This is a genomic window from Acidovorax sp. 100 (genome assembly GCF_003688355.1).
Taxonomy (GTDB): Bacteria; Pseudomonadota; Gammaproteobacteria; order Burkholderiales; family Burkholderiaceae_C; genus Acidovorax; species Acidovorax delafieldii.
On the sequence record NZ_REFD01000001.1, the window covers coordinates 2,262,308 to 2,280,757 of the forward strand.

Genomic DNA, 18,450 nt, shown 5'->3' on the forward strand with positions numbered 1-18,450 from the left:
TGAGGGCTTTCGCACTGCTGTCGCGCAGATGCTTGCAGAACCCTGAAGGTGTGTGTTGGCGCCGGAATTTCGCGGGAAAACCCGCAAAAGTCCTGGGGGGCATGTTCCTACAATGGTCCCGGCTGAAACATGTCCTTGGTCGGCCGTGCACAACGCGTGCGCACCAAGTTTTGCAATCAATATATCGGAGAGAACCTCATGGATCGTCGTTCAATCATCAAGCATGCTGGCATTGCCGGTGTGCTGGCTGCAGGCGCTGCGCCCGCCGTCCACGCCCAGGCTGCCATTCGCTGGCGTCTGGCCTCCAGCTTCCCCAAGTCGCTGGACACCATCTATGGCGGCGCTGATGTGTTCTCCAAGGCCGTCAAGGCCATGTCGGGCGGCAAGTTTGAAATCTCCGTGCACGCTGGTGGCGAGCTGATGCCTCCCTTTGGTGTTGTGGACGGCGTGCAACAAGGCACCGTGGAAATGGCACACACCGTGCCTTACTACTTCTACGGCAAGAACCCCGCATTCGCGCTGGGCTCGGCAGTGCCTTTCGGCTTCAATGCCCGCCAGATGAACGCCTGGATGTTGCACGGCAATGGCCGCAAGCTCATGAACGAGTTCTACGGCGGCTTCAACATGATCAGCTTTGCAGGTGGCAACACCGGCACGCAGATGGGTGGCTGGTTCCGCAAGGAAATCAAGTCGCCTGCCGACTTCAAGGGCATGAAGATGCGCCTGGGCGGCGGCCTGATCGGTGAAGTGATGCAGAAGCTGGGTGCTGTGCCCCAGAGCATCCCTGGCGGCGAAATTTACCAAGCCCTCGAAAAGGGCACGCTGGATGCCGCCGAGTGGGTGGGGCCGTACGATGACCAGAAGCTGGGCTTCAACAAGGTCGCTCCGTTCTACTACTACCCCGGCTGGTGGGAAGGCGGTCCTGAAGTGGACTTCTTCGTCAACCAGAAGGCGTTCGACGGCCTGTCGGCTGAGAACAAGGCCATCATCGAAGCCGCAACCAACGTGGCCCACGTGGACATGCTGGCCAAGTACGACGCGCTGAACCCCACGGCCCTGAAGCAGCTCGTGGCTGCCAAGACCAAGGTGCTGCCTTTCTCGCAAGCTGTGATGGACGCTTCGTTCAAGGCTTCGATGGAAGTGTTCGCCGAGAACGACGCCAAGAGCCCCGAGTGGAAGAAGATCTACGCCGACATGCGTGCCTTCCAGCGCGACCAGATTCTCTGGTTCCGCTTTGCCGAAGCTCGCTACGACACCTTCATGTCTGCACAGAAGATCTGATAGCCCGGCTGCGGCGCAAGTCGCAGGGCGTGTCGATCAGAAAACCCGCCTGGTTCGCCTGGCGGGTTTTTTTGCGTCTGGTGGGTGGTATGGGGTGGGGTGCTCGGTCCCGCCGTACTGCGGGGCAGATGATGCCGCCGGGATGCCCGGCGATGTTCGGTCGGCTGGCGTTCAAGGTGTCGCCCTTGTTGCTGTGATCGGCAGGTCTGCGTGATCCCTCGGCGCAAACGTTTCTGATGGGATACCAGGGGTGGTTGAGGCCATCGCTTCCCGTGGTGTGCGAAGTCCGTTTAGCGCCACAGGCAGACGCTTGCCAGCGGGTTAAGTGGTGCGAAGAAGCCAACGTCTCAACGCGTGGCGGTCGTTTTGCTGTAGGTCCTTAGGTTTTGGGGACGGCAACGTCGAGCCGTTCGTTGACGGTCCTGTCTTTGAGCACGCTCTGCACGCCATAGGCCCATGAAAAAAGCCCCGGCAGATGACATCTGCCGGGGCTCTGGTTGCTTCAGGGGCTGGTCAACAGCCCTGTGCGGTTCGGATCACTTCTTCTCGTTGGCCAGCGAATCCTGCAGGGCCTTGAGTGGGTCGTCTGCAGCGGGGGCCGCAGTATCGCCAGGGGCAGCTCCAGCGCCTTCCATGCCAGCCGTGGGGTCGGTTGCCTCGGGGGCTCCGGCCGCGTCGGGCATGGTGGCTTCCATTTCCATACGGACCTTGTCCAGGTCATACACCTCGGCCTTGTCCAGGCCGCTGGAGACGATGCCTGGGAAGGCGATGATCAGGCCCACCATCATCAACTGGATGATCAGGAATGGGATGGCACCCCAGTAGATCTGCGGCGTGGTCACCGGCGCAATCATCTTCTTGGTGACCTTGTCGAGGTATTCCTTCGCCGGGGCCACGCTGCGCAGGTAGAACAGCGCGAAGCCGAACGGTGGGTGCATGAACGAGGTCTGCATGTTCACGGCCAGCAGCACGCCAAACCAGATCAGGTCGATGCCCAGCTTGTTGGCCACCGGGGCCAGCAGGGGCACCACGATGAAGGACAGCTCAAAGAAGTCCAGGAAGAACGCCAGGAAGAACACCATGATGTTCACGACGATCAGGAATCCCAGCTGTCCACCAGGCAGGCCGGTCAGCAGGTGTTCCACCCACAGCGGGCCGTCCACGCCCTGGAAGGTCAGGCCGAACATGGTCGCGCCCACCAGGATGAACACCACAAAACACGACAGCTTGGTGGTGGTAGTTACGGCCTGCTTGAGCAGCGAAAGGCTCAGGCGACCACGGATGATGGCCATGATGCCTGCGCCCAGCGCGCCCATGGCGCCGCCTTCGGTGGGGGTTGCAACACCCAGGAAGATGGTGCCCAGCACCAGGAAGATCAGCAGCAGCGGGGGAATCAGCACGAACGTCACGCGTTCCGCAGCCTTGGACAGCAGGCCCAGGCGGGTGATCTTGTTGACGCTGGCGACCACGAAGGCCAGGGCCACGCCAAAGCACATGGCCACCACGATGGTTTCGTCCAGCGCCACGCGTTCCACCGCCTCGCCCGACCACCAGGTGTGCAGGGCGGCCATGTTCTTGGCCACATACATCGAGGCTGCCACGCAGATGCCGGTCAGCACCAGCAGGGAGGTCACACCGCTCTTGCCGTTGTCGTCGCGCAGCGTACGGGCTTCGGGCGGGATCGCAGGCACCCATTGGGGCTTGAAGATTGCCAGCAGTATGACGTACAGCGCATAGAAGCCGGTGAGCATCAGGCCGGGCAGGAAGGCGCCCTTGTACATGTCGCCCACGCTGCGGCCCATCTGGTCGGCAATGATGATCAGCACCAGCGACGGCGGAATGATCTGTGCCAGGGTTCCGGACGCGGCAATCACGCCCGCAGCCAGTCGGCGGTCATAGCCATAGCGAAGCATGATGGGCAGCGAGATCAGGCCCATCGAGATCACCGACGCAGCCACCACGCCCGTGGTGGCTGCCAGCAGCGCGCCCACAAAGATCACGGCCAGTGCCAGGCCACCCCGGATGGGGCCAAACAGCTGGCCAATGGTGTCCAGCAGGTCTTCCGCCATCCCGCTTCGCTCCAATATGAGCCCCATGAGCGTGAAGAACGGAATGGCCAGCAGGGTGTCGTTCTGCATGATGCCGAAGATGCGCAGCGGCACGGCTTGCAGCAGCGCTTCGGGAAGTACGTTCAATTCAATGCCGATAAAGGCGAAGAAAAGTCCACAGGCGCCCAGACTGAATGCGACCGGGAAGCCCACCAGCAAGAAGCAGATGAGCCCCGCGAACATGATGGGGGCGAGGTTATGGGTCAAAAATTCCATGGTGTGTGCTCCGCTTGGTAGGGCCGCTCAGTGAGCCTCGGCCTTGTTCTTGCCGTTGCCCTTGGCGGCTTCGGCCAGGTTGCGGATGGATTCAGCCAGTTCTTCCTCGGCCGTCTTTTCGACCTTCTTGACCGTCGGATCTTCGATCAGGCCTTGCAGGAAGCCCAGGCGCTTGATGAGTTCAGAAATGCCTTGCAGCCACAGCAGCGTGAAGCCCAGGGGCATCATCAGGTACACGGGCCAGCGGATCAGGCCACCTGCGTTGTTGGACATTTCGCCCGATGCCAGTGCGCGCGTGAAGAACGGAACCCCATACCAGAGCACGGCCAGGCACATGGGGGTGAGAAAGACGATGTAGCCGAACACATCGATCCAGATCTGCGTGCGCTTGGAAAAGCGGCTCGAGATCACATCGACCTTCACGTGCTCGCCCTGCAGCAGCGTGTAGCCAGCTGCCAGCAGGAACGATGCAGCAAACAGGTACCACTGCACTTCCAGGAATGCGTTGGAGCTGATGTTGAACGCCTTGCGCACCACGGCGTTCACGCCGCTGATGACCGTGGAGGCCAGGATCAGCCAGACCACGTACTTGCCGACCTGGGTGTTAATCCAGTCGATCCCTCTTGATAACTTCAATAGAGCCTGCATGGTGTCTCCAATAAAAAGGCTGTGTGTGCGAGATGCCCGGGCCCCGCGCGGGTAGGCGCTGAGGCAGGGCACACTTTGACGACGGCGCGATTCTACGGAGCACTGTAGGCGGAGTCTGACAGCAGCGTGACGGTGTTATCCCGCAGCAGCTGCTCATTCTTCAGCTATCAAAACTGCAGCAATTAGGGTTTCTTCCTAGGCGTGGAAGCACGCTTTTTCCGCGCAAATTGCCACCACGGCAACACCGTGCTCATGGCCTGCACCTCGCCGCAGTGCCAGGCGGTGTAACCCGGCAGTGTGGTCATGTGTGCCAGCCATTCAGGTGTTTGCAAGAGGGTGCGCAGTGCCAGCGTGGCGGGCTGGTCCAGGCTGGCTTTCAGGCATGCCAGGTGGTAGCGCTCGTGCACCAGGGGGACAAAGTCCAGCCCGCGCGCGCGGGCCGCTAGCTCGATGCCCATGCCCACATCGGCAGCCCCTGCAGCCACGGCCTGGGCGATGGCGGTGTGGGAGGGTTCGTTGAGCGCGTAGCCCACGATGCTCCCTGGGTCCATGCTGGCCTGGGCCAGCAGGTCGTCCAGCAGCACCCGCGTGCCCGAGCCCAGCGGCCGGTTGATGAAGCGGGCGCCGGTGCGGGCCACATCGGCCAGGCTGCGCAGACCCAGCGGATTGCCGGGGGCCACGATGAGCCCTTGGGTGCGCTGTGCGAATCCAATGATCTTGTGCAGCCCGGGCTGTAGCAGTGGCTGGTAGGTGCGCGCGGTGAGCGACTGTGCGGCTGCGTCAGCCACGGTGTGAAAGCCCGCCAGGGTGCAACGCCCCTCGTTCAGCGCACGGATGGCGTCCACGCTGCCGGTGAACCGGATGTCGAGGTGCAGCGCGCCTGCATCGGTTTGCGTTGCGGCATGTGCACGCAGCGCCGCCAATGCATCGTCATGGCTGGCGTAGAGGGTGAGCACATGGGCGTTGGGGTCGAAGGCGACGGCAAACGCGCGCTCCAGGTCGGCGTGTAGCGCGGCAATCTGGGGCGCCAGACGGGCCTGGGCCTGGCGTTCGGCCCACAGCAGCTTGCTGCCGAACTCGCTGAGTTGCGCCGACTGGCCCTTGCCCCAGATGATCAATTCGCCGCCCAGCTGGTCTTCCCAGCGTTTGAGGGCGCCCCAGACATGGCGGTAGGACAGGTCCAGCGCGCGCGCAGCGCCCGAGATGGAGCCACGCTCGGCCACCGCCTGCAACAGCTCGGGCAACGGATTGCGGATGAGCGCAGTGCCCGCGTCGCGGCTGAGTGTGTAGTGAAGTTGGACCCTATGCACGGGAGTTCATATCGCTGGATATTGGATGGGTGCCTACGATAGCCCAAACCGATCCCCTGGCCCATGTCCACCCTCACCGAAAGCGCGAGCACAGCGCTTGAACTCACCCTCTCGTCCGACCCTGTCCTCTGGACCATCGTGGGCCGTTCCTTGTCTGTCAGCGCCACCGCCTGTCTGATGGCCTGCGGGGTGGGCCTGGTGCTGGGCGCCTGGCTGGGCGTGGCCCGCTTCACTGGCCGTGGCGCCGTGCTGGCGGTGCTCAACACCTTACTGGCCGTGCCTTCGGTGGTGGTGGGGCTGGTGGTGTACCTGGTGCTCTCGCGCAGCGGGCCGCTGGGGTCGCTGGGCTGGCTGTTCAGCTTCAAGGCCATGGTGCTGGCGCAGGCCATTTTGGTGCTGCCGGTGGTCACCGCGCTCACGCGCCAGACGGTGGAAGACGCCGAGCGCGCGCATGGCGAGCAGCTGCGCTCCATGGGCGCCGGCCCGCTGCTGCGCAGCCTGCTGCTGGCATGGGACGAGCGGTATGCGCTGCTCACCGTGCTGCTGGCATCGTTTGGCCGCGCGATCTCCGAGGTCGGCGCCGTGATGATCGTGGGTGGCAACATCGACGGCTTCACGCGCGTGATGACCACCGCCATCGCGCTGGAGACCAGCAAGGGCGACCTGCCGCTGGCACTGGCGCTGGGCATGATCCTGCTGGCCGTGGTGCTGGCGCTCAATGTGCTGATTGCGTTGCTGAGGCGCTGGCGCGAGCGGGTGGATGGCTCGGCCTCCAGCACGCCGGTGGGAGTGGCTGCATGAGCGGGCCTTTGCCAACCCCCTGGGTGGACCTGCGGCAGGTGACCGTGCGCTACGGCCGCGTGCAGGCGCTGGACCAGGTCACGCTGCGCATCGCACCCGGCGAGCGCGTGGCGCTGGTGGGCGCCAACGGCAGTGGCAAGAGCACTTTGCTGCGCGTGCTGCATGGCCTGGCCGACACGCATGGGGGCGGCCTGCAATGCGATGCGTCGCTGCGCCAGGCCATGCTGTTCCAGCGCCCGCACATGCTGCGCACCAGTGCCCAGAACAACGTGGCCCTGGCCCTGTGGCTGCGCGGCACCCGCTGGCGCGATGCGCGTCCGCTGGCCCTGACGGCCTTGCAGCGGGTGGGCCTGCAGGGCATTGCAGCGCAGAACGCGCGCACCCTGTCGGGCGGCCAGCAGCAGCGTGTGGCGCTGGCCCGTGCCTGGGCCCTGCGGCCCGATGTGCTGCTGCTCGATGAGCCCACCGCCAGCCTCGACCCCCATGCCAAGCGCGAGGTCGAGGCCCTGATGGCCGACTTTGCGGCCAGCCATGGCGCGGCCGGCCCGGCGCACCCCGTGACCATGGTGTTCAGCAGCCACAACCTGGGCCAGGTCAAGCGCCTGGCCAGCCGCGTGATCTACATGGAGCACGGCCGTCTGGTGGCGGACTTGCCGGTGCATGACTTTTTCAATGGCCCCTTGCCGGAGGCCGCCCGATTGTTTGTCAAAGGAGAGCTGGTATGACGGATTTCAAGCCTTTTCGCGCGGGAGCGCTAGTTTCCAAAGCGCTGGCAGCTATTGTTTTGGTAGCGTCGGGTTCAGCGTTTGCGCAGAGCATCACCATGGCATCCACCACCTCCACCGAGCAGTCGGGCCTGTTTGGCTACCTGCTGCCAGAGTTCAAGAAGGCCAGCGGCCTGGACATCAAAGTGGTGGCGCTGGGCACGGGGCAGGCGCTCGATATGGCACGCCGGGGCGACGCGGACGTGCTGTTCGTGCACGACCAGGTGGCCGAAGAAAAGTTTGTGGCCGATGGTTGGGGCGTGAAGCGCTACCCCGTGATGTACAACGACTTCATCCTCATCGGCCCCAAGAACGACCCGGTGGGCACCAAAGGCAAGGACATCGTGCAAGCGCTGCAGAAGCTCTCTGCCGCCAATGGCAACTTCATCTCGCGCGGCGACAAGAGCGGCACCTACGCGGCCGAGCTGCGCTACTGGAAGCTGGCCGGTGCAGAGGCTGCAAATACATCAAAAGGCAGCGGCTACAAGGAATGCGGCTGCGGCATGGGGCCCGCGCTCAACATCGCGGCGTCAAGCGGCGCCTATGTGCTGGCCGACCGTGGCACCTGGCTCAACTTCAAGAACCGCGCGGACCTGGCCGTTCTGGTCGAGGGCGACACCAAGCTCTTCAACCAATACGGCGTGATGGTGGTGAACCCCGCCAAGCACCCGCATGTGAAGACACAAGACGCGCAGAAGTTTGTGGACTGGGTGGTGTCGCCCACTGGCCAGCAGGCCATTGCGGGCTACAAGATCGGTGGCGAGCAGCTGTTCTTCCCGAACGCAGCGCAGTGAGCGGTCTCCATGGCAACCCGTTCACCCGCGGCGGTAGCCGCTGCCGCTGCCGGGCTGGCCTGGGCCGTGGCCGGTTGTGTGGCCGCGCCCGCCCAGGCGCCCATGGCTGACGCTGCCCCCGTGCAGGTGTATGCCGCTGGCAGCCTGCGCGAAGCGTTCACCGAGATCGCGCGCGACCAAGAGGCCCGCACCGGCCAGAAGGTGGCGCTGACCTTTGGCGCCTCGGGCCTGCTGCGCGAGCGCATCGAGAAGGGCGAGCCCGCACAGGTCTTTGCCTCGGCCGACACCGACCACCCACAGCACCTGGCGGCCCGGGGCGGCTGGCAGGCGCCCGTGGTGTTCACGCGCAACGCGCTGTGTGCGCTGACCAGCGAACAGATCAGCGCCACCCCCGACACCTTGCTGGCCACCTTGCTGCGCAGTGACGTGCGCGTGGGCACCTCCACACCCAAGGCCGACCCGTCGGGCGACTACGCGTGGGCGCTGTTCCGCCAGGCCGACAAGGTTCAGCCGGGTGCGTATGCCCAGCTGGACGCCAAGGCCCTGAAACTCACCGGCGGTGCGGATTCGCCCAAGCCGCCTGCGGGCCGGGGCACCTATGCCTGGGTGATGGACCAGCGCCAGGCCGATGTGTTTTTGACCTACTGCACCAACGCAGTGGCCGCCCAGGCCGAGGTGCCGCGCCTGCGCGTGGTGCAGCTGCCAGTCGCGCTGCAAGTAGGCGCCGCCTACGGCCTGACTGTGCGTTCAGATGCGCCCGCTGCGGCCCAGGCATTTGCCAGTGCGCTGCGCCAACCGCCTGCTCAGGCGGTATTGCAACGGTTGGGGTTTGGGCTGCCCTGAACGCGGGCGGCCGTCTGGTTGCGAGTGTGTGCACACGCCGCGTCTGTCTGCCTGGTGGGGTAGCGCGGCGTGTGCTTTTTAAACCAGTGGTATGCAGCGTTCAGTCATCATCGCGGTGGTGGCTGCTGCGCCAGATGGCCCGCACCAGCCACAGGCCACACACCACCGCACCAAAGAAACCGAGGAACCCAAACGCTGGCAGGCCGAACAGCGTGGGCCCGCCTTTCACGGTCATCACGATGGACGAGCCAATGATGAGCGCGGCAATCACCAGCGCCATCGCCAGCCGGTTGGCCGACCGGTCGATCTGGTCGCCCACACGCTTGAGGTGGGCCAGCTCGATGCCCACCTGCAGGTGCCCGCGCCGCGCATTGCGCAGCAGCCGCCCGATGTCGTCCGGCAACTGCTCCACCGTGGCCAGTGCGCGCCGCAAGGTGCTCCAGGCCCGCCCGGCCAGCACCTTGGGCTCGTAGCGTGCGCGCACCACCTGCTTGAGCAGCGGCAAGGCTTCGGTCGCCATGTGGAAGTCCGGATCGAGGTTGCGGCCCATGCCTTCGAGCGAGATAAAGGCCTTGATCAGCAGCGCCAGATCGGACGGCAGGCCCAGGTGGTGTTCACGCAGGATGGCCGTCACATCTGCCAGCATCTGTCCCAGGCTCAGCTGCGCCAGGGGCACGCCGTGGTACTGGTCCACAAAGGCTTCGATCTCGGTTTCGAGCTGGCCCAGGTTCAGGCCCTGCGCGTCGCCCGTCCAGTCCAGCAGCACATCGGCCACGGCCTGGGGCTGGTGCTCCACCAAGCCCAGCAGTAGCTGCAGCAGCTCGTCACGCCGGCGCTGCGACAGGCGGCCCACCATGCCAAAGTCGATGAAGGCAATGCGGTTGCCCGGCAGGTAGAACACGTTGCCCGGGTGCGGGTCGGCGTGGAAAACGCCGTCCTTGACGATCATCTGCAGCACCGCCTGCGCGCCGCGCTGCGCCAGCACCGTGCGGTCAAAGCCTGCCTCGGGGGTCAGCGCGGCCAGCGCACCCCCGGGTGTGCCGTCGATGAAGTCCTGCACGTTGATGCGCTCGCGCGTGTAGGCCCAGTGCACGCGCGGGATCACGATGTAGGGCAGTGCGGCCATGTTGGTGGCAATGCGTTCGGCCTGGCGGCATTCGGCGGCCAGGTCCAGCTCGCGGCGCAACGAGCGCGCGAACTCGCGCACCAGTTGCTGGGGCCGGTAGGGCTTGAGCGCGTGCAGCTCTGCCTCGGCCAGCGCGGCCAGGCGCTGCAGCAGGCGCAGGTCGGCCTGGATGGTGTCCGCAATGCCGGGGCGGCGGATTTTGACGATGACTTCGCTGCCGTCCTGCAGGCGCGCGCGGTGCACTTGCGCAATCGATGCGGCGGCCAGCGGTGTCGTGTCAAACCAGGCAAAGACGGCTTCGGGATCGGCGCCCAGGTCTTCGCGCAGTTGCGGGCGCAGGGCATCGATGGGCACGGCGGGCACCTGGCTGTGCAGCTTCTCGAATTCTGCAATCCACTCCGGGCCAAACAGGTCAGCCCGGCCCGCAAGGATCTGGCCAAACTTGACGAACGCGGGGCCCAGCTCTTCGAGTGCCAGCCGCACCTGCACGGGGGGCTCCACGCGGGCCAGGTCGGCGGCGTGGGTCCAGTTCAGCGCCTGGCCCGCGCGCTCCAGCCGGTCGGCCAGGCCCAGGCGGCGCACGGTGTCGCCAAACCCGTGGCGCACCATCACGCCCAGGATTTCCTTCAGGCGCCCCAGGTCGCGGGCGGTGTCCAGCGTCTCGATCAGCATGGGGCGATGATAGGTTCAGAAGTTCAGGGCGGGTTTGTTCACCATCAGGTAGAACACCACGGCCATGGCCACAAAGGCCGGGTAGCCCAGCGCCTCCCACCACCGGGCGTAGCGCCAGTACAAGGGCGGCAGCACGCCGTCGCCTTGTGCGGACTGCGCCGCCTTTGCCGCCTTTATCGCCATGTCGCGCATGCGCAACTGCAGCCACACCACGGGCAGCCAGCAGGCACCGGCCACCAGGTACAGCGCCATAGACACCGCGAGCCACGGCGTGCTCCAGGGCAGGCCTGCCATCGCAGCCATGGCGAGCCCCGTGGCGGGCTGGAGGAACACCGTGGGCGTGGTGAACCACCAGTCCGCCCGCACCACCAGGCGCGTGACCACCGCCTGCGCCTGCACATTGCCGCTGCGGTTGGTAAAGAACATGTAGAACGCCGAGCCCAGGCCGGTGCCCACCAGCAGCACGCTGGAGATGATGTGCAGCCATTTGAGGGTGAGGTACAGGCTCATGGGTTTTGCAATGAAGTGGCCTCGTCTTGCAGCAGCACCCACAGGATGGCGGCAATCGGTAGGTTTTTGGTCAGCGGCCCGAAGGGGTGCAGCCACCATGCAGGATGTATGGCTGTGGCCAGCACTGTCATGGCCAGCATCACCATCAGGGCCGCACCATATGCCTTGCGGCCGGGGCGGAGCGCCAGCCACAGCCCCAGCACCGCATCGGCAGCCGCCCCGGCCAGGATGATGGCGGTGGGTAGCCACGATGTGTTGCCCTCGGTCCACGCGGTGGGCAGGCCCGCCAGCAGCTCGCGGCTTTGGCCGTGCAGTTCCCACACGCTGACCACGGCGGTGGCAAGCCAGACGACCACGAGGCTGGCGCGCAGCAGGCGGGCTGACGCGTGGTTCATGGGCTGGCCTTCTGCGCTGCAGAGGGCGCAGGGCCCTGCGCCTGTTGCCAGGCTGCAATGTCGGCAGCACGGACCGCCAGGAACTGCGCCAGGCGCTGGAACCGCTGGCGCGTCTTGCGGACAAAGACCCAGTCCACCACAGGCTCCATGACCGCCCGCAAGGCTGCGGGGCCCACTTGAAAGGTATAGGTGTAGATCAGCAGGGACTGGTGGGGGCCTTGCTCCTGGTGGCGCATGGAGGCGGCCCACTGGGAGAAAGGGAACGAACGGCCAACCATGGCCGCAGCTGCGAGCACGGGGCGGTCATAGCTGACGAACTGTGTGCGCATGGACAGCGCCCGCAACGCGCCGGCGCCCAGGTTCTCGGTGGTGGCGCCCACACTGGGGCAGGGCGCACCGCTTTCCACGCTGGTACGGCGCACCAGCGAATCCCACTGGCACCGCCACTCGTGGTAGTGGAAGGCATCAAAAACAATGTCGGCACGCGCTGGCATGGGGAAGGTCAATTTCCGGTGGGCCATGGCGTCATTCCTCCACCACATCGGTCACCATGCCCCACTTCGCAAACTCGGGGGCAAAGGCCTCCAGGAGCAGCAGGCTGGTGCTGGTGTGCGCCCCGCTGGGCAGCGGTTGCCCGGCTGCGAGCTGGCGGGCCAGCAGGATGGCGGCCATGCAGGGGATCTCGGGGCCATGGTCGTGGTCGGCCGCAACGTGCCATGCGCGGCGCCGGGGCTGGCCTTGCGCATCCGCGCCCGCCACACGCACCACCATGCCGCCCAGCGGCGTGCCCAGAAAGTCCAGCGCGCCGCCCGCGTGGTGCATCAGCCAGGCCAGCTTTTCGGGGTGGGGCAGCACGCCCCAACGGCGCAACGTTGCCAGGGTGGCGAAGGCTCTTTGCGCCAGGCCGACCTCCAGGGCCGCGCGAAAGGTGACACGGTCGCGGACCTGGTAATGGGCGGGAAAGATCTCCAGGTCCGGGATGTCGCAGACCGCCCCGAGGCGAGGGCGCAGCCGCTGGAACTGGACGGGGCTGGGCCGCGCCCAGCCCCGGTACGGCTGCCACCGGCCACCGTCCCAAACTTCGATGGGTAGGCCGCAGTAACTCAGCACGGCCGCCAGCGTGGCCTGGCCCCGGGGCGCCCGTTGCGCCGGGGCAATGCAGATGTCGATGCTGTGGATGTGTCGCCAGTCCGCGCACAGGTGCTCGATGACGGCCGAGGACAGCGCGGGCACCGTGCTGGCGCCAGCGATGGCCGTGCGCCCGGCGGCAGCGAATGCAGCCTGCATGGCGGCCGGAAAGTCGCACACAAACCGGCGGCCGTCGGCCAGGTCGATGTAGTGCGCCCTCGCCTCGGCCGCCGCTTGGGCCACGTTGTAGGCTTGCGCCTGAAAAGGGCCCGCCGTGTGGATCACCAGACCCACACCCCACTCGTGCAAGGTGGCGGCCATGCCCGGCGCCTGGTGGTCCAGCGCCACGCCCTGTGCACCGTGGCCCAGCGTGGCGGCCAGGGCCTTCGCTTGCGAGGCGTCCCGGCCCGCCACCAGCAGGGCCATGTGGTGGCGTGTGGCCTCGTCGCTCACCAGGGCGCGGCAGATGCGTGCCCCAAAGTTGCCGTAGCCGCCCAGGACCAGGGTTTTGAATGCAGCCATGGGGGTCATGCGCCTGATGCCCAATGCATGCTGGGCTGCGTGGGCACAAAAGAGGTATCGCTGTCCCGGCCACTGCCCGGCGTGTGCAGCAGTACTTGCAATGCGGCACGCTGCGACTGCAGTTGCGTTCGGTGCCAATTGGGCACGTCAGGCGCTGCAATGGGGCGGCTGAACAGGTAGCCCTGGATGTGGTGCAGCCCGGCGGCGGCGAGGGCCCGCAGCTCTTCGGGCGTCTCCACGCCTTCAACCACCACCGACAGGCCCAGGTCCCGCGCCAGCGAGCTGATGTGCCGCAGCAGCTTCTGGCGGCGGCGGTCGTGTGGCAGCTGGCGTACGAACAGGCGGTCGCATTTGATGCCCGCAATCGGCAGCTCGGCCAGCATGCCCAGCGATGAATACCCGGCGCCAAAGTCGTCCATCAAAACGGCCACACCCAGGGCGCTCAGCGCGCTGATGGCCGCCACCATCTGGGGGCCCAGCGCAATCACGGCATGCTCGGTCATTTCGAGCTTCAGGGTGCGCGGGGGCAGGGCGCGCTGGGCCAGCTGCAGGCCCAGCCAAGGCGCGAAGCTTTCGTGCATCAGCGTGACCGGCGCCACATTGACGCTGATGGACAGTGCGTCCATCCCCTGCGCTCGCCAGTGGCACAGATGATCGAGTGCGTTGCACACAATCGTGCGGTCCACCTCCGCCGTCTTGCCCTGCAGCTCGCACACCAGCAAGAAGGTTTCGGGGTTGATGCGGCCCAGGGTGGTGTCGGTCACGCGCAGCAGCGCCTCCAGCTGTACCCCGCTGCGCTGGGTGTGGATGATGGGCTGGAAATGCAGGGCCAGGTTGTCGGGATGCAGCAGACGGTCCAGGTGGTCGGCAATCAGCGACTGCTGAATATCGCTGTGGGCGTTGTGGGCCAATGCCGACGTACGCATCATCGACAACCCCCGCCGCAGCAACTGCTGGCGTCCCGCGTCCGAGCGCAGGTTGCTCAGATGCTCCATGGCCACTGCCATCGCAAACACCAGCATCACGAAGAGCAGCGCGGCGCCATCGGACGCACCCTCGAGGTCGCCCAGGTGCATGGCAAAGGTGTTGACCAACAGCCAGTGCAGCACCAGGATCGCGCCGCCGCACAGCAGCTTGTCCGCCCAGTTCTGGGCCCGGTAGCGGGGGGTGAGCACGCTGAGCTTGGCGGCGCGATGGCGGATGGCGCAGTAGCACGAAATGCCGGTGGCAATGCCCAGCGACAGTGCAGTGGCCAGCAGGTTGATCTGCCCGAAACTCTGCACGTGGCTGCTGGTGATGGTGAAGTGCCCTGCCAGCGTGCCCATCGCCAGCCACAAGCTGGCCAGCGCAATGCGGCGTTTGCTGGCGCCGGTGCTGAGGGTGGGGATGGTGAGCCGCGCACTCACCACCATGATGACCAGGCCGCTGAGCGCGGGCACCAGCTCCAGCACATGGTGCGACAGCTCGTTGTACAGGAACAGGCCCACCACATCCAGCGCCCACACGATGGAGCCAATGCACAGGGCTGCGTGCGATGCACTGATGCGGCGGCTGGACGGGTCCACGGAATACGCGGTGTGCTCCACCAACTGCTGGCACACGTGCACGACGAGTGCCGCAAAAACCCAGAACAGCAGGCTCTGCAGCAGTGGCGGAAACCCCACCACAAACACCTGCATGGCGCCCTGCCAGATTGAAACCAAATCGTCCACGTGCTCCCGCCCTTTTTTGTATGCGGGTCATCATACGACCGTGGGGCGGGGCCAACGCGTAACAGCCTGTGGCGGGTGCGTGCTCCCGGGCGATTGGCTGCCATCTGGGAAGGGCGTGGGTTTCCAGTGATTTTTTTGATGCCATTTACAATAATTCAACAATCGTTGTATTATCGATTCATGCAAGAAACCGATGTTGTCCGTGCCCTCGCAGCCTTGGCCCAGGAGGTCCGCCTGCGGGTCTTCCGTGCGCTGGTGGTGGCGGGCCCTGCAGGGTTGACCCCCAGCGACTTGGCCGCCCAGCTGGAGGTGGCGCCCAACACCCTGTCTTTTCACCTCAAGGAGCTGTCGCATGCCGGGCTCATCAGCCAGGAGCGACAGGGCCGCAACCTCATCTACCGCGCCGCGTTCGACACCATGAATGCGCTGCTGGCCTACCTCACCGAAAACTGCTGCGAAGGCCAGGCCTGTACCCCTGACGGCGCGGTTGCTTCCTGCCATTGCTGACCGTTCCTCACCGTTGCCCCAAGGAGAACCCCATGAAACGCTTCCACGCCCATGTGCATGTCGATGATCTGGCACAGAGCATCGCCTTCTATTCCAAGCTGTTTGCCGCCGCCCCCGCGCGGGTGGAGGCGGACTATGCCAAGTGGATGCTGGAGGACCCGCGCGTCAATTTCGCCATCTCCACGCGCGGCGCCAAGCCAGGCCTGGACCACTTTGGCATGCAGACCGACGACGCTCAGGAGCTGGCCGAACTGAAGGCGCGCGCCGAGGCCGCCGACATGGCCTTGCTCGACGAGGGCAACACCACCTGCTGCTACGCCCGCAGCGAAAAGCACTGGGTGACCGACCCGCAGGGCATTGCATGGGAGCACTTTCACACCCTGGGCGACATCCCCGTTTTCAACGAAGTCACACCGTCTTCATCAGCGGGCGCCTGCTGCGCGCCAGCGGCGGTGGCAGCCCCTGCACCTGCGGCCCCTCGGGCGGCGTGCTGCGGCCCGGCCACGGCCACAACCGCCAAAACCAGCTGCTGCTGAGAGCGCCGCATGACCGCTTTAAACGTTCTTTTTCTTTGCACCCACAACTCGGCCCGCAGCATCCTGGCCGAGGCCTTGCTCAACGACATGGCACCGGGCCGGTTCCACGCGTACTCGGCGGGCAGCAGCCCGCGCGACAACCAGCAACCCAACCCGCTGGGCCTGGAGGTGCTGCGTGCCGCGGGCATCTCGACCGAAGGCCTGCGCAGCAAAAGCTGGGACGAGTTTGCCGCCCCGGGCGCACCCGTGATGGACCTCATCATCACCGTCTGCGACAACGCGGCCGGCGAAGTCTGCCCCATCTGGCCCGGCCACCCCGCCACTGCGCACTGGGGCTACGCCGACCCGTCCGCAGGGGACGGCACGGACGATGAAAAGCGCGAGGCTTTCCGCAAGACCTTGCATGCCATCCACCAGCGGCTGGAGCTGCTCATCAACCTGCCCGCCGACAAGCTCGAAAAGACCCTGCTGCAGCACACCGCGCGCGAGCTGTCGCGTGCCGCCGCCACGCCATGACGGCGCAGTGCAACCCGGCCGGAGCCGCCGTCCCGGCCCCTATGAGCGTGTTCGAGCGCTACCTCACCGTGTGGGTGCTGTTGTGCATCGTGGTGGGCATTGCGCTCGGGCAGTACTTGCCGTCAGTGTTCCAGGCCATCGGCCGCATGGAGATCGCGAAGGTCAATCTGCCCGTGGGCCTGCTGATCTGGGTGATGGTCATCCCCATGCTGGTGAAGGTGGACTTCGGCGCGCTGGGCGAGGTGCGCCAGCACGCCCGGGGCATTGGCGTGACGCTGGTGGTGAACTGGCTGGTCAAGCCGTTTTCGATGGCGTTGCTGGGCTGGCTGTTCATTCGCCACTGGTTTGCGCCCTACCTGCCTGCGGACCAACTGGACAGCTACATCGCAGGCCTCATCCTGCTGGCGGCTGCGCCTTGCACGGCCATGGTGTTTGTATGGAGCCGCCTCACGGGCGGCGACCCGCTGTTCACGCTGTCGCAGGTGGCGCTGAACGACAGCATCATGGTGGTTGCGTTTGCGCCGCTGGTGGCGTTCTTGCTGGGCATCTCGGCCATCACCGTGCCGTGGGACACCCTGCTGACCTCGGTGGTGCTCTACATCGTGATCCCGGTGGTGCTGGCCCAGTGGCTGCGCCGGTCGCTGCTGGCCAAGGGGCAGGCGGTGTTCGATGCCGTCATGGCGCGCATGGGGCCCTGGTCCATCGCCGCATTGCTGGCCACGCTGGTGCTGCTGTTTGCGTTCCAGGGCCAGGCCATCCTGCAGCAGCCACTGGTGATTGCGCTGTTGGCCGTGCCCATCCTGATCCAGGTGTTTTTCAACGCGGGGCTGGCCTACTGGCTCAACCGCGCGGTGGGGGAGAAGCACAGCGTGGCCTGCCCATCGGCACTGATCGGCGCCTCCAACTTTTTCGAGCTGGCGGTGGCGGCCGCCATCAGCCTGTTCGGCTTTCACTCCGGCGCCGCGCTGGCCACCGTGGTGGGCGTGCTGATCGAGGTGCCGGTGATGCTGCTGGTGGTGCACATCGTCAACCGCAGCAAGGGCTGGTACGAGCGGGCGTGAGCGACTGACAAAACTCCCCTGGCGTCGTTGTCTCGCCTTGTCGTACTGCTTGTACTGCCTGCTACGAAACGCCTAGCCAGGGCCGCTTCGCTGAGTTTTGTCAGCCGCTCGCAGGTGCTCAGCCCTTGGCGGTGGTGAGCAACGCCACCGCCTTGCGGGCCAGCGGCGCTGCCAGCATCACCGCCGGGAAGGCGAACAGCCACCCGGTCAGCCACGCGCCCGCCCAGAGGCTCACAAAGTCCTGCTGCGGCTGCAGCGCGCGAAAGGTGGAGATGCCCGACACCAGCAGCGACATCGCACCCGACAAGATCAAGCTGAACAGCACCGGGCCGTAGCGCGCGGGGATCATGCCGCCACCTCTTCGCCAGTCTGGCGTGCGTCTGCACCGCCCGCACCGCCCAGGCGCTGCAGTGTCTCTGCGAAATGCTGGCCGAACATGCGGGCGGTCTTGGTGTCGCCGGGGACAAACGCATCGGCGGCCGTCCCATGGCCCGCCTGCGCCATCAGGCCCGACCAGGAGCCGAGGCGGTTGGCCGCCTCGTCGTACGGCACCCCGGCGTGTTGCTCGGGCAGGATGGGGTTGCCCACCCACACCATGCCGTGCTGCATGGCAAACACCCACATCGACATCAGCGTGGACTGCTTGTCGCCCGCGGGCAGCGACGACACGGTAAAGCCCGCCGCCAGCTTATTCTTGAGCTGCTGCGTCTTCCACAGGCGGCCCGTGGCATCCATGAAGGTCTTGAACGGCCCGGACACCCCGCCCAGGTAGGTGGGCGAACCCAGGATGACACCGTCGTAGCTCAGCAGGCGGTCGGGCGCCTGCGCCAGGTCTTCGGCCCAGACCAGTTCGGCGAGGACGCCCGGCACGGCGCGGGCGCCGTCCAACACGTGGTGGGCAATGTGTGCGGTGTGGCCGTGGGCGCTGTGATAAACGATGGCAATGTGTTGCATGGTGTGGGTTCCTTGGGAGTGATTTCGGGGAGGAGGCGCGGGGCAG

General features: G+C 65.9%; 20 protein-coding genes. 9 read left to right on the forward strand and 11 right to left on the reverse strand.

All coding sequences use genetic code 11. The features are described from left to right. Positions 1–198 precede the first annotated feature (198 nt). Positions 199–1,281, forward strand: coding sequence for a TRAP transporter substrate-binding protein (locus C8C96_RS10490; protein WP_015015263.1), 1,083 nt, complete (start codon positions 199–201; stop codon positions 1,279–1,281). A gap of 536 nt (positions 1,282–1,817) precedes the next feature. On the opposite strand, the gene C8C96_RS10495 is transcribed toward C8C96_RS10490, so the two are convergent. From C8C96_RS10495 to C8C96_RS10505, 3 genes are all read right to left on the reverse strand, one after another. Further along, positions 1,818–3,605, reverse strand: a complete 1,788-nt coding sequence (locus tag C8C96_RS10495; RefSeq protein ID WP_099730915.1) for a TRAP transporter large permease subunit — start codon at positions 3,603–3,605, stop codon at positions 1,818–1,820. A gap of 27 nt (positions 3,606–3,632) precedes the next feature. Continuing rightward, the gene (locus C8C96_RS10500) at positions 3,633–4,253 is read right to left on the reverse strand and encodes a TRAP transporter small permease subunit (protein WP_056748212.1); all 621 of its coding nucleotides are present in this window, start codon (positions 4,251–4,253) and stop codon (positions 3,633–3,635) included. A gap of 182 nt (positions 4,254–4,435) precedes the next feature. Next, positions 4,436–5,563, reverse strand: a complete 1,128-nt coding sequence (locus tag C8C96_RS10505; RefSeq protein ID WP_056066877.1) for a substrate-binding domain-containing protein — start codon at positions 5,561–5,563, stop codon at positions 4,436–4,438. Positions 5,564–5,626: 63 nt separating this feature from the next. Here C8C96_RS10505 and C8C96_RS10510 point away from each other — a divergent pair, with 63 nt between their 5' ends. Genes C8C96_RS10510 through C8C96_RS10525 form a run of 4 tightly spaced genes read left to right on the forward strand, consistent with a single transcriptional unit; the run spans position 5,627 to position 8,765 of the window. Continuing rightward, positions 5,627–6,364 carry an ABC transporter permease gene (locus C8C96_RS10510; protein ID WP_099730913.1) on the forward strand — a complete coding sequence of 246 codons (738 nt, stop codon included), beginning with the start codon at positions 5,627–5,629 and terminating at the stop codon, positions 6,362–6,364. Next, positions 6,361–7,089 carry a phosphate ABC transporter ATP-binding protein gene (locus C8C96_RS10515; RefSeq protein WP_056066886.1) on the forward strand — a complete coding sequence of 243 codons (729 nt, stop codon included), beginning with the start codon at positions 6,361–6,363 and terminating at the stop codon, positions 7,087–7,089. The genes C8C96_RS10510 and C8C96_RS10515 overlap by 4 nt, the downstream gene beginning before the upstream one ends. Then, complete coding sequence (locus tag C8C96_RS10520; RefSeq protein WP_121942275.1) at positions 7,086–7,922, forward strand: extracellular solute-binding protein; 837 nt, start codon at positions 7,086–7,088, stop codon at positions 7,920–7,922. Before C8C96_RS10515 ends, C8C96_RS10520 begins: the two co-directional genes overlap by 4 nt. A gap of 9 nt (positions 7,923–7,931) precedes the next feature. Further along, positions 7,932–8,765, forward strand: a complete 834-nt coding sequence (locus tag C8C96_RS10525; protein WP_121942276.1) for a molybdate ABC transporter substrate-binding protein — start codon at positions 7,932–7,934, stop codon at positions 8,763–8,765. Between the two features lie 100 nt (positions 8,766–8,865). On the opposite strand, the gene C8C96_RS10530 is transcribed toward C8C96_RS10525, so the two are convergent. The 6 genes from C8C96_RS10530 to C8C96_RS10555 are packed head-to-tail and all read right to left on the reverse strand — an operon-like array spanning position 8,866 to position 14,830. After that, positions 8,866–10,563, reverse strand: coding sequence for an AarF/ABC1/UbiB kinase family protein (locus C8C96_RS10530; RefSeq protein ID WP_121942277.1), 1,698 nt, complete (start codon positions 10,561–10,563; stop codon positions 8,866–8,868). Positions 10,564–10,578: 15 nt separating this feature from the next. Next, positions 10,579–11,073, reverse strand: a complete 495-nt coding sequence (locus tag C8C96_RS10535; protein ID WP_121942278.1) for a DUF2269 domain-containing protein — start codon at positions 11,071–11,073, stop codon at positions 10,579–10,581. After that, entirely contained in the window at positions 11,070–11,468 is a 399-nt protein-coding gene (locus C8C96_RS10540) for a DoxX-like family protein (protein ID WP_121942279.1), read from the reverse strand. The genes C8C96_RS10535 and C8C96_RS10540 overlap by 4 nt, the downstream gene beginning before the upstream one ends. Beyond that, entirely contained in the window at positions 11,465–11,989 is a 525-nt protein-coding gene (locus C8C96_RS10545) for an SRPBCC family protein (protein ID WP_121942280.1), read from the reverse strand. Before C8C96_RS10545 ends, C8C96_RS10540 begins: the two co-directional genes overlap by 4 nt. A 4-nt stretch (positions 11,990–11,993) precedes the next feature. After that, positions 11,994–13,118 carry a saccharopine dehydrogenase NADP-binding domain-containing protein gene (locus C8C96_RS10550; RefSeq protein WP_121943966.1) on the reverse strand — a complete coding sequence of 375 codons (1,125 nt, stop codon included), beginning with the start codon at positions 13,116–13,118 and terminating at the stop codon, positions 11,994–11,996. A 5-nt stretch (positions 13,119–13,123) separates the two neighbouring features. Then, complete coding sequence (locus tag C8C96_RS10555; RefSeq protein WP_121942281.1) at positions 13,124–14,830, reverse strand: EAL domain-containing protein; 1,707 nt, start codon at positions 14,828–14,830, stop codon at positions 13,124–13,126. A gap of 180 nt (positions 14,831–15,010) precedes the next feature. Between C8C96_RS10555 and C8C96_RS10560 the strand changes: the two genes are divergently transcribed. Genes C8C96_RS10560 through arsB form a run of 4 tightly spaced genes read left to right on the forward strand, consistent with a single transcriptional unit; the run spans position 15,011 to position 17,450 of the window. Next, positions 15,011–15,337, forward strand: coding sequence for a helix-turn-helix transcriptional regulator (locus tag C8C96_RS10560; RefSeq protein WP_056748191.1), 327 nt, complete (start codon positions 15,011–15,013; stop codon positions 15,335–15,337). A 32-nt stretch (positions 15,338–15,369) separates the two neighbouring features. Then, positions 15,370–15,873, forward strand: a complete 504-nt coding sequence (locus tag C8C96_RS10565; protein WP_121942282.1) for an ArsI/CadI family heavy metal resistance metalloenzyme — start codon at positions 15,370–15,372, stop codon at positions 15,871–15,873. A gap of 9 nt (positions 15,874–15,882) precedes the next feature. Continuing rightward, positions 15,883–16,389: an arsenate reductase ArsC gene (locus C8C96_RS10570; protein ID WP_121942283.1), complete on the forward strand. Its 507-nt coding sequence runs from the start codon at positions 15,883–15,885 to the stop codon at positions 16,387–16,389. After that, entirely contained in the window at positions 16,386–17,450 is a 1,065-nt protein-coding gene (gene arsB, locus C8C96_RS10575) for an ACR3 family arsenite efflux transporter (protein WP_121942284.1), read from the forward strand. Before C8C96_RS10570 ends, arsB begins: the two co-directional genes overlap by 4 nt. A 118-nt stretch (positions 17,451–17,568) precedes the next feature. Here arsB and C8C96_RS10580 read toward each other — a convergent pair whose 3' ends face one another. Together C8C96_RS10580 and C8C96_RS10585 are read right to left on the reverse strand one after the other, a co-directional pair. Further along, positions 17,569–17,799 (reverse strand): DUF2798 domain-containing protein, encoded by a 231-nt coding sequence (locus C8C96_RS10580; protein ID WP_099730902.1) that lies wholly within the window; start codon positions 17,797–17,799, stop codon positions 17,569–17,571. Beyond that, on the reverse strand, positions 17,796–18,404 hold the full coding sequence (locus C8C96_RS10585; RefSeq protein ID WP_121942285.1) for a flavodoxin family protein: 609 nt from the start codon (positions 18,402–18,404) through the stop codon (positions 17,796–17,798). Before C8C96_RS10585 ends, C8C96_RS10580 begins: the two co-directional genes overlap by 4 nt. Between the last annotated feature and the right edge of the window lie 46 nt (positions 18,405–18,450).